Source organism: Sphingobium sp. PNB, assembly GCF_019873065.1.
Taxonomy (GTDB): Bacteria; Pseudomonadota; Alphaproteobacteria; order Sphingomonadales; family Sphingomonadaceae; genus Sphingobium; species Sphingobium fuliginis.
On record NZ_JAINEZ010000056.1, the window covers coordinates 25,931 to 36,461 of the forward strand.

Genomic DNA, 10,531 nt, shown 5'->3' on the forward strand with positions numbered 1-10,531 from the left:
GGTTTCGACCACGGCTTCTTCCTTCGGGAGGGCGGGCCCGCCAAGGGTGGCCAAGCCAGGCAGGCCTGCCAGACCTCACCTGATTACAACAGCCTATCGCCGCTTGCTCCCCGCGCCATATTTTCGCATGTTCCACCCCATGCCCGCGATCCGCCCCGAACGGTCGATCTTCCTGCTGCTGTTGGCCTTGCTGATCGTCGGGCTGGCGTTCGGCAGCACCTATTGGCTCTATGCGGTGCAGCAGCGGGTCAACATATGGGTTCAGCACACATTGCGCGTCGAGAACCAGCTTTCCGCGCTGCTGCTCCACGCGCAGGAGGCCGAAAGCGCGCAGCGCGGCTTCATGCTGACGCGCAAGGATTCCTTCCTCGGCCCCTATGAGGTCTTCCGCGGCCAGTGGCGGCAGGAACTGGCCGCCCTGCGCATGGAGGTGCGCGACAATCCCCCGCAGGCCCGATCGGTGGAGGAGCTGGAGGAGTTGCTCGACGACCGCCTGTTCCTGATGCGCACGGGCATAGAAAGGCGGCGGCGGGGCGAGGTCGTGCCGGCGGGCGACTTCGATGCGGGCATGGTGACGATGGCCCGCATCCGCGCGCTGGTCGCGACGATGCGGGCGCGGGAAGCGCAGCTGCTGAAGGGCCGGACGGCCAATGACAACCGCCTCAGCACCATGGTTTCGGCCGGGCTTGCGGTGTCCGCCGTGCTGATCACCCTGTTGGGCGCGGTGGCGCTGCGCACCGCCTATCGCCGCGTGGCCGAGGCAACCGAAAGCCAGCAGGCGCTGGCCGACATCAACCGGCGCCTGATGAGCGAGGCGCGGGACCGCGAAACGGCCGAGGGGCAATTGCGCCAGATGCAGAAGATGGAATCGATCGGCCAACTGACCGGCGGCATCGCCCATGACTTCAACAATATGCTCGCCATCGTCATCGGCTCGCTGGACATCGTCCGGCGGCGGCTGGCGCCGGACGCCGACACCCGGGTCGTCAGGGGCATCGACAATGCGACCGAAGGGGCGCAGCGCGCCGCCCAGCTTACCGCCCGGCTGCTCGCCTTTTCCCGCCAGCAGCCGCTCGACCCGCAGCCGACCGACGTCAACAAGCTGGTCGGCGGCATGTCGGAACTGCTGCGCCGCACCATCGGGGAGAGCATCCGGGTGGAAACCGTGCTGGCGGGCGGGCTGTGGCGGGCCAGCATCGACGCCAGCCAGCTCGAATCGGCCATCATCAACCTCTGCGTCAATTCGCGCGACGCCATGCCCATGGGCGGCCGGCTGACGATCGAGACGGCCAATGCCCATCTCGACGACGCCTATGCCGCGGTCCATGGCGATGTCGCGGCCGGCCAATATGTGATGGTATCCGTCACCGACAGCGGCACCGGCATGCCGCCCGAGGTGGTGGAGCGCGCCTTCGACCCCTTCTTCACGACCAAGGGCGTGGGCAAGGGCACCGGCCTCGGCCTCAGCCAGGTCTTCGGCTTCATCAAGCAGTCGCGCGGCCATGTGAAAATCTATTCCGAACCGGGCGAGGGCACGGTCATCAAGATCTACCTGCCGCGCCATTACGGGCCCGAACCGGCCGCCGGCACCCTGATGGCGCCGCCTGCCGAACTGCCCCGCGCCCGGGGCGAAGAGATCATCCTGGTGGTGGAGGACGAGGAACGCGTCCGGCACATGTCCGTCGATTCGCTGCGCGAGCTGGGCTACACCATCGTCCAGGCCTCCGACGGCGAACAGGCGCTGGAGATGCTGACGATCCAGCCGCGCATCGACATGCTGTTCACCGACGTCGTCATGCCCGGCATCAACGGGCGCGTGCTGGCCGACCGGGCGCGGGCAAGCCACCCCGGCCTCAAGATCCTCTACACCACGGGCTACACCCGCAACGCCATCGTCCACAACGGCATGCTCGACCCCGGGGTCTCCTTCCTTGCCAAGCCCTTCACCCTTGACCAGCTGGCGGCGAAGGTCCGCCAGGTTCTGGACGCCGATCCCGCGCAAGCCTGACTGATCGAGATTATGGACAGGGGAGATCGGGGAACATATGATGAACAATCATGGCCACCCTCTCCACCCGACAGAAGCTGGAAATCCTTGCCGACGCCGCCAAATATGACGCATCCTGCGCGTCGTCCGGCACGGCGAAGCGCGACAGCGCGTCGGGGCGGAAGGGCGGCATCGGCTCGACCGAGGGCATGGGCATCTGCCATGCCTATGCACCCGATGGCCGCTGCATTTCGCTGCTCAAGATCCTGCTGACCAACAGCTGCATCTTCGACTGCCATTATTGCATCAACCGCCGGTCCAGCGACGTGCGGCGCGCCCGCTTCACCGTGCGGGAAGTGGTCGACCTGACGCTCAGCTTCTACCGCCGCAACTATATTGAGGGGCTGTTCCTTTCCTCCGGCATCATCCGTTCATCCGATTACACGATGGAACAGATGGTGGCGGTGGCCCGGAGCCTGCGGGAAGAGCATGATTTCCGCGGCTATATCCACCTCAAGACCATTCCCGACGCCGATCCGGAACTGGCGCGTCAGGCGGGCCTTTATGCCGACCGGCTGTCGATCAACGTCGAACTGCCCACCGAGCAGGGCCTGCGCAGTCTGGCGCCGGAGAAGGACAAGGACCGGATCGAAAGCGCCATGGCGGGGATGCGCGACGCCATGGAGGACGGGTCGGACGCCAGCCGCCGCTACACCCATGCGCCGCGCTTCGCCCCGGCCGGCCAGTCCACCCAGATGATCGTCGGCGCGGACCAGGCGGACGACCGCGCCATCATCCGGCGCGCGAGTTCGCTCTACAGCCGGCACAGGCTGCGCCGCGTCTATTACAGCGCCTTCTCGCCCATCCCCTCGCCCAGCAGCGTGCTGCCTTTGAAGCGTCCGCCGCTGATGCGCGAGCATCGGCTCTACCAATCCGACTGGATGATGCGCTTCTACGGCTATTCGGCGCAGGAACTGGAAAGCGCCACCGATCCCGTCACCGGCTGCCTGCCACTCGACATCGATCCCAAGCTCGCCTGGGCGCTGCGGCATCGGGATTCCTTTCCGGTCGACGTCAACCGCGCCCCGCGCGAAGCGTTGCTGCGGGTGCCGGGGCTGGGCGTGAAGGCCGTGGACCGGATCGTCGCCAGCCGCCGCCACCGGCGGCTGCGGCTGGACGATGTCGCGCGGCTGACGCAGAGCATCGCCAAGCTGCGCCCCTTCCTGGTCGCGGCCGACTGGCGGCCGGTGCATCTGGCCGACCGGCTGACCCTGCCCATGGCGCCGCCGCCCGCGTCGCAATATGAGCTTTTTCCGTGAGTCGCGCGCATTTTGCCGTTGATCGGACGGGCGGTTCATGTTTTCCTTGTCCGACGCAAGGAAAGGGCCCGGTTTTTGGCGACGAAGTGGAACGATGGCGCAACCCGCCGCACGGGCCATGCCCAGCGGATGAGCACCCATCTGGCCGCCGCTCTCGTCATCTTCTGCCTGCTTCAGATCTTCATCGTCGCCAGGATGGGCGGATCGCTGCTGCTGCATCTCGGCATCATCGTGGCGATCGGCGGCTTTGCCGTCGCGGCGCGGGGACTGGAACGCCGCTGGGAGTTGCTCGACCGCAGCGGCCTGCCCGCGCACAGCCTCGATCTTCGCTTCCGCCGCGATCTGGTGCAGCTCTGGTCCGCCAGCATCGTCGGCGGACTGCTCTGGATTCCCGTCGCGATCATCTTTCGCGCACTGTTCGGCTGAACCCAAAGCCGCGGTCCATCGTTGTTCCTTCTGCAAGAGAAGGAGCATGCCCCATGGCCGACAGCAGCATTTTCGACCGGTTGAAGCAGGACCATGACGCCCATCGGCAGCTGTTCGACAAGATGGCCGATGCGAAGGACGAGCCGGATCGGCTGGAAAAGCTGTTCGAACAGTTCCGGGTGGAGGTGACCGCTCATGCCGCGGCGGAGGAGGAAACGCTCTACGCCACCATGCTGGCGCGGCCCGACCTGCGCGAAGATGCCCAGCACAGCGTGTCGGAGCATAAGGAGATCGACGATTATCTGGAGGAACTGGAAGACCTCCCCTTCAACGGCGATGAATGGAACCGCGTCTTCGCCCAGCTCAAGAAGCGCTACCTCCACCATATCGACGAGGAAGAGGAGGAGATGTTCCCCGACGCGGCGAAGGAACTGACCGCGGAGGAGGAGCAGAAGCTGGCGGCGCTGTTCGCCCGGCGCAAGCCGGCCGAACTGCAACGCGCCGAAGCGGAGACGAATGACTGAAGGCGCTCCTTCCATGTTCCCGCGAAGCCGGGAACCCGGCCCAGATACCGGCCCAGACACTGGCCCGGCGCGCCACGCCCAGGGCAGCCATGCCGAACCATGTATCGCGCAAGGCTGAACGGCCCGGATGATTTCGACGGCTGGCGCGACGCGGCCCGCGCCTTGACGCTGGCGGGCATCGCGCCCGCCGACATCGTCTGGCAGGACGGCGAGGGCGCTGGCGACCTCTTCGCCGCCGACGAACCGCTTCCGGTCGCAAGCGAAGCCGCCTTCTCCGTCCCGCGCGCCTTTGTCGAGCTGGCGGAAACGGCGATCCTGCACCGCGACCCGGAACGTTTCGCCCTGCTATACGCCTTGCTCGCCCGGTTGCGCGACCGCCCCGCCAGCCTGGAAGATCGCGCCGATCCACTGGTCCGGCGCGTGGAATCGCTGGCCAAGGCCGTGCGGCGCGACATGCACAAGATGCGCGCCTTCGTCCGTTTCCGCGAACTGGCCGATGCGCAGGGGCCGCGCTTCGTCGCCTGGTTCGAACCGGACCATCACATCGTCCGCGCCAATGCCGGATTCTTCGTGCGGCGCTTCGCCTCGATGCGCTGGTCGATCCTGACGCCCGAACTCAGCATCCATTGGGACGGCGATGCGTTGACCGAGGGACCGGGCGCCACGCGCAGGGATGCGCCGGCCGACGATCCCGTCGAGGACATCTGGAAGGGCTATTATGCGGCGATCTTCAATCCGGCGCGGCTCAAGGTCGGCGCGATGCTGTCCGAAATGCCCCGGAAATATTGGCGCAACCTGCCAGAGGCCGCGCTCATTCCCGAACTGGTGGCAGGCGCCCAGACAAGGGAGGCGGCCATGATCGCGACCCCACCCAAACCCGCCGCCCGGCACGGGAACGCCGCCACGGCCTGGAGCGCGCTGCGCGAGGAGGCGATGGGCTGCACCCGCTGCCCGCTCTACCGCGACACGACGCAGACGGTGTTCGGGGAGGGGCCGGTCGATGCGCCGCTGATGTTCATCGGGGAACAGCCGGGCGATCAGGAGGATCTGGCCGGGCGCCCCTTCGTCGGGCCGGCCGGGCAATTGTTCGACCGCGCGCTGGAAGAGGCCGGGATCGACCGCCAGCGCGCCTACATCACCAACGCCGTCAAGCATTTCAAGCATGAGCGGCGGGGCAAGCGGCGCATACACCAGACGCCGGAAACGCCGGAAATCCAGGCCTGCCGCTGGTGGCTGACGCAGGAGCTGGAGCTGGTCCGCCCCCGGATCATCGTCGCGCTGGGCGCCACGGCGGGGCGCGCGCTGCTGGGGAAGGCGGTGACGATCAGCCGGGTCCGTGGCGCGCCACTGGCGCTGGAGGGCGGCGCGCAGGGCTGGATCACGGTGCATCCCAGCTATTTGCTGCGGGTGCCCGAAGAGACGCGCAAAGCCGAAGAGAGAAAGCGCTTCGTAGAGGAGTTGCGGGAGATTGGAGAACGGGTGAAGGCGCTGGTCTAGAGCATCGTGCGCAAAAGTGGGAACCGGTCTTGCGCGGACCCATCCTGTTCCTGCGAAAGCAGGAACAGGATGATGCAAGACGTTAGAGCAAGCCCAGCTTCGACAACTCCCCCAGCAACCGCGTCGGCATGGCGTCCAGATCGTTCGCCTCGCCCTCGCCCAGATCGGGCGGCGCGTCCTTGCCTTCCAGATAGCGCCAGCCCTGATGCGCCCGCTTGGGCAATGCGCGCACCGGGATCAGCCGGGGCTCCAGCCTGATCCAGTAACGGCCCTGCCCGGTCTCCTGAAAGCCCAGCAGAGGACTGCGCCCGACAAGCTGATGCCCATGAATCCAGAAGAGCGAACCGCCCGTCAGTTCATCGACCCGCTTGGGCAGATAGCGCGTCGTCAGCCGCGCCTCCTCCGCATGGCTTTCCAGCCAGGCGCGCAGCGTCGCGGGACTTTCGCTCCGGAAGGCGATCTTGGTCAGGTGAAGCGGCATGGCACGAAGATGGGCGCTGGCTGGCCGATTACAAACCCCAGACCGTGGCAAGGCCAAGGAAGGAGAAGAAACCCATCACATCGGTCATCGTCGTCACGAACACCGCCGATGAAACGGCCGGGTCGATATTCATCCGGTCGAGCGTCACCGGCACCAATATGCCGGCCAGCCCGGCGACCAGATTGTTGATCAGCATGGCGAGCGCGATGACGATCCCCAGATCGTGATTGCCGTAGATGAAGCCCACCGCGACGCCGATCAATATGCCGAGCGCGGTGCCATTGGCGCTGGCGATGCGGAATTCGCGCACGATCTGCCGGATGGTGTTGGAACTGGTGAGCTGGTTGGTGGCGAGCGCGCGCACGGCCACCGCCATGGTCTGCGTCCCCGCATTGCCGCCCATGCCCGACACGATCGGCATCAGCACGGCGAGCACCACATATTTGGAGATGGTCGACTGGAACAGTCCGACCACCGACGCCGCCAGGATCGCCGTGCCCAGATTGACCACCAGCCATTGCAGGCGCGTGCGCACGGTTTCCAGGATCGGCTGGTTGATGTCGCCCTCACCCGCGCCCGACAGGCGGAGTATGTCCTCGCCCGCCTCCTCGGAGATGATGTGGACGATGTCGTCGACCGTGATCATGCCGACCAACCGGCCGCTGCCGTCCACCACCGCGGCGGAGATCAGCGCATATTTCTGGAAGCGCAGCGCGACCTCCTCCTGGTCCATGTCGACCGGGATCAGGGTCTGTTCGCGCTTCATCAGGTCCGCCATGGCGACGCTGCGCGGGCAGGTCAGCACCCAGCTCAATTGGCAGGTGCCGATCGGCTTGTGCGCTTCGTCCACGACGAAGATTTCCCAGAAATCGGTCGTCAGGTCGCGATTGTCGCGCAGATAGTCGATCACCTGCCCGACCGTCATATGCTCCGGCACCGCGACCAGGTCGCGCTGCATCAGGCGGCCGGCGGACTCCTCGGGATAGGAAAGCGCGCTTTCGATGGCGGCGCGGTCCTCCGGCTCCATCGCGTCGAGGACGGCCTGCTGGTCGGCCTCCTCCATATCCTCGATGATGGCGACGGCGTCGTCGGTGTCGAGTTCGGCGGCAAACTCCGCCACCTGTTCCGGCAGCAGCGCGTCGAGCAGGTCGTCGCGCACATAGTCGTTGAGTTCGGACAGAACCTCCGCGCCGACCAGGTCGCCCAGCGCGGCCGCCACCTCCCCGCGCCGTTCGGACGGGGTGAGTTCCAGAAGGTCGGCAATGTCGGCCGGGTGCAGCGGCGACACCAGTTCGCGCGCCCGTTCCCTGTCATCCGCCTCCACCGCATCCAGAACGGCGTCGACGAATTCGCCCTTCAGCCGGTCATCCTCATCATGGCGGGATTCGACCTGCTCTGCGGCAACATCCTCAAATTCGTCCGGCCGGGGTTCGGCCGTATCGGCTCGCTCGCTCATCGCGTCCCCTACTGTCCGGTTCCTGTAACATTTCGCTGCTTTTGCCCATGCCCGTCACAATTGCAATGGCTTCCATCCCCGTCTTAACGCTCTATATGGTCCATCTCCCCAATTTTCCCCGAAGAGAGGATTTTTCATGGCCGACGACACCCTGACCCTCACCCTCGACAGCGGCGGCGACGTCGTCATCAAGCTGCGTCCTGACCTCGCCCCCGGCCATGTGGAGCGCATCACGCAGCTCGCCCGGGACGGCTTCTACGACGGCGTGGTCTTCCACCGCGTCATCCCCGGCTTCATGGCGCAGGGCGGCGATCCGACCGGCACCGGCATGGGCGGGTCGAAGCTGCCCGACCTCAAGGCCGAATTCAGCCGCGAACCGCATGTCCGGGGCGTCTGCTCCATGGCCCGCGCGATGAACCCGAACAGCGCCAACAGCCAGTTCTTCATCTGCTTCGACGACGCCACCTTCCTCGACGGCCAGTACACCGTCTGGGGCGAAGTCACTTCCGGCATGGAGCATGTCGACGCCCTGCCCAAGGGCGAGCCGCCCAAGACCCCCGGCAAGATCCTGAAGGCGACTATTTCCTGATCGGATTGTCCGTGGCGGAGATGGCGTTGCCCGCCGTCTCCGTCGCTTCGCCGGCAGGCGGTTCATAGGGGCCGATGCTCTCTATATGCCAGCGGCGGTCCGCCTCGCTGGAGCCGGGCACGTCATTGGCCCGCCGCAGCGTCACCTGCCGCAGCCGATACCAGGGCTTGCCGTTGGCGGCCAGACGGCCATAGACCTGCACCGGCACCGTCACGAACAGCGATCCCGCCGCCCCCTCGATCGCGCCGGGCGCGCCCACCTGGGCATGGATTTCGCTGAACCCGCGGAAACGGGCGGCGAAGCGCGCATCGTCTTCCGCCCCCATGGCGCTGTTGTCGTTCCACAGGTCCTGCGCGTCATTATAGCGCTTTTCCTCCAGCAGGCCATAATAGCCCTGCACCACCTGGGCGGCGCCCTGCGCGCCCTTGGGATCGATGGAGTCTTCCTCCACCACGGGCCGCGGGTCGACCGGCAGGCCGCCGGGCATGCCCGGCGCGGGAGGATTCAGCGGCTCCAGAACCGCCTGCGCCTCCGCCCGGACATTATTTTCGACCTGCGCCGCATTGGCGCCATTGGCCAGATTGTCGATCGCGCTCTCCTCCCGGCCATCGCAGGCCGCGAGCAGGAGCAGGGCGATAACCGCGCCGGACCCAGGCCGCATCAGTCGCGCCGACCCCGCCAGCCCTCACGGCCGGAGCGGCCGCCGCCACCGGAACGCGCGCCGCCGTCGGACCGCGTGCGCGGCGTCCCCCAATTGCGTTCGGTCCGTGGCGTCGTCATATCCCCTTGTCCCCTTCCTGGCCCGGGCGCCTGCGCGCCCGCAGCGGGATTGCCCTGTCGGGCGTTCCGCCAATTTCCATTCCACCGCCCATTTCCATTCCACCGCCAATTTCCATTCCACCGATTGCCATCGCCGCCGGAACGCTCCCGCCAGCCCTGACGCGGTGCGCCATTGTTCCAGTTGCCGCGCCGGCCGTCATCGCGGCGGGCCTCCCGGCGTCCTTCCCAATAGCGGCGCTGGCCGTCGTTCCAACGCTGGCGATGGCCGCTGCGGTTGTACACATAATAGCCGCTGCCCGGATAGTAATAGCCGTCATACCAGCCGCCATAATAGCCCGGGCGATAATAGCCCGGACCCCAATAGTCATCATAATAGCCGCCGCCATAATAGCCGCTGCCCACGCTCACGCCGCCATAATAGCCATCGTCATAAGCACAGCCGCCCAAGGCCAGCGCACCGGCAAGGCCGATCGCCGCGAGGAACCTCCGTCCGGTCCAGGCCATTGCCTTTCTCCTTCATCCTGCATCCATGCCATGCATAACGCCGGCTGCTTGAATTGGTTGTGAATGGCCGGGATCGAAGAGAGGATCGGACCGGCGGCGGGAAAGCGCGCGGCGGTCCCGGCCGTCACCCCGCCTCTCCCACCCGATACCAGGCGGCGACGCGGTCCAGCGCCAGCGTCAGCACCAGCTTGCCCGCCCGGGTCGGCCAGCCCAGCGCCTTTTCTGCCGCGCTCAACCCCTCGCCCGCGCAGGCCACCCGCCACAGCACATCGGCCAAACCCGGCCCCGCGGCGCGGATGGCGCCATCGAACCGCTCCCGCGCGGACAGTTGCGCCAGGCCCGGCTCCGCTCCCGCCGCGCCGCCAGCCCGCTGCCGCCCCGGCGCCGCATCCCAGCGCATCGTGATCCGCGGGCCCAGACCCGCCTTCTCCCAATCGGCGCGCAGCCTGTCGCCGGCAAGATAATGCCGCTCGCTCAAATGCCCCCGCGCATGCAGCCAGGCGAGGGGCGATTCGTGCAGGTTGACCGCGACCTTCTGCGCCCGGCCGAAGGGGTCCTCTATGATCTGTTCGACATATTGCGTGGCCATGGCGCTTCTCCTTGCAGCAATCCGATGCAGGGGGACTTGCCATGCCGGCCTGTTTGTAGGAAAGCGTTAAAACCAAATAGGTGAAACAGGACAAGATATGATCACCCGCATCCGGGAGGTACGCAAGGCCAAGGGGCTCACATTGGAACAGGTCGGCGCCTTATGCGTCCCGCCCACCACGGCCCAGACGATCGGCCGCCTGGAAACGGGCACCCGAACCGTATCGGTCAACTGGCTGAACCGCATCGCAAAGGCATTGGGCGTCGCCTCTTCCGAACTGGTCGCGCTGCCGGGCCAGAACGTCGTCCCCGTGGCCGCCCTGCTGGGGCCGGAGGGCGCCCGCGCCCCCACCCGCCCGCTCTCGCTCGCCCCGCCGGCC

12 protein-coding genes are annotated in these 10,531 nt (G+C 66.8%); 7 read left to right on the forward strand and 5 right to left on the reverse strand.

The annotated features are described in order from the left end of the window. Positions 1-139: 139 nt before the first annotated feature. The 5 genes from K7W03_RS17705 (at position 140) to K7W03_RS17725 (ending at position 5,753) form a co-directional block, all read left to right on the forward strand. On the forward strand, positions 140-2,008 hold the full coding sequence (locus K7W03_RS17705) for a CHASE3 domain-containing protein (RefSeq protein ID WP_222886943.1): 1,869 nt from the start codon (positions 140-142) through the stop codon (positions 2,006-2,008). Between the two features lie 50 nt (positions 2,009-2,058). Beyond that, positions 2,059-3,306, forward strand: a complete 1,248-nt coding sequence (locus K7W03_RS17710) for a putative DNA modification/repair radical SAM protein (protein WP_222886944.1) — start codon at positions 2,059-2,061, stop codon at positions 3,304-3,306. A 75-nt stretch (positions 3,307-3,381) separates the two neighbouring features. Continuing rightward, entirely contained in the window at positions 3,382-3,732 is a 351-nt protein-coding gene (locus tag K7W03_RS17715; protein ID WP_025549867.1) for a hypothetical protein, read from the forward strand. Positions 3,733-3,785: 53 nt separating this feature from the next. Next, positions 3,786-4,256 (forward strand): hemerythrin domain-containing protein, encoded by a 471-nt coding sequence (locus K7W03_RS17720; RefSeq protein ID WP_025549866.1) that lies wholly within the window; start codon positions 3,786-3,788, stop codon positions 4,254-4,256. A 99-nt stretch (positions 4,257-4,355) separates the two neighbouring features. Continuing rightward, the gene (locus K7W03_RS17725; protein WP_222886945.1) at positions 4,356-5,753 is read left to right on the forward strand and encodes a UdgX family uracil-DNA binding protein; all 1,398 of its coding nucleotides are present in this window, start codon (positions 4,356-4,358) and stop codon (positions 5,751-5,753) included. Positions 5,754-5,835: 82 nt separating this feature from the next. Here the strand turns inward: K7W03_RS17725 and K7W03_RS17730 are convergent, their stop codons facing one another. Both K7W03_RS17730 and mgtE read right to left on the reverse strand, forming a co-directional pair. Then, the gene (locus K7W03_RS17730) at positions 5,836-6,234 is read right to left on the reverse strand and encodes a DUF1489 family protein (RefSeq protein ID WP_025549864.1); all 399 of its coding nucleotides are present in this window, start codon (positions 6,232-6,234) and stop codon (positions 5,836-5,838) included. 28 nt (positions 6,235-6,262) lie between these two features. Continuing rightward, entirely contained in the window at positions 6,263-7,690 is a 1,428-nt protein-coding gene (gene mgtE / locus K7W03_RS17735; protein ID WP_025549863.1) for a magnesium transporter, read from the reverse strand. Between the two features lie 136 nt (positions 7,691-7,826). On the opposite strand from mgtE, the gene K7W03_RS17740 reads away from it, so the two are divergent. Further along, on the forward strand, positions 7,827-8,279 hold the full coding sequence (locus K7W03_RS17740) for a peptidylprolyl isomerase (protein ID WP_025549862.1): 453 nt from the start codon (positions 7,827-7,829) through the stop codon (positions 8,277-8,279). Here K7W03_RS17740 and K7W03_RS17745 read toward each other — a convergent pair. The 3 genes from K7W03_RS17745 to K7W03_RS17755 all read right to left on the reverse strand — a co-directional run bounded on the left by K7W03_RS17745 (position 8,269) and on the right by K7W03_RS17755 (position 10,152). Further along, positions 8,269-8,940, reverse strand: coding sequence for a hypothetical protein (locus tag K7W03_RS17745; RefSeq protein ID WP_025549861.1), 672 nt, complete (start codon positions 8,938-8,940; stop codon positions 8,269-8,271). The genes K7W03_RS17740 and K7W03_RS17745 overlap by 11 nt on opposite strands. Continuing rightward, the gene (locus K7W03_RS17750) at positions 8,940-9,563 is read right to left on the reverse strand and encodes a hypothetical protein (protein WP_222886946.1); all 624 of its coding nucleotides are present in this window, start codon (positions 9,561-9,563) and stop codon (positions 8,940-8,942) included. Before K7W03_RS17750 ends, K7W03_RS17745 begins: the two co-directional genes overlap by 1 nt. Before the next feature lie 124 nt (positions 9,564-9,687). Continuing rightward, positions 9,688-10,152, reverse strand: coding sequence for a DUF6456 domain-containing protein (locus K7W03_RS17755; RefSeq protein WP_025549859.1), 465 nt, complete (start codon positions 10,150-10,152; stop codon positions 9,688-9,690). Positions 10,153-10,249: 97 nt separating this feature from the next. On the opposite strand from K7W03_RS17755, the gene K7W03_RS17760 reads away from it, so the two are divergent. Further along, on the forward strand, positions 10,250-10,531 hold a 282-nt coding region (locus K7W03_RS17760), incomplete at its 3' end, for a helix-turn-helix domain-containing protein (RefSeq protein ID WP_222886947.1).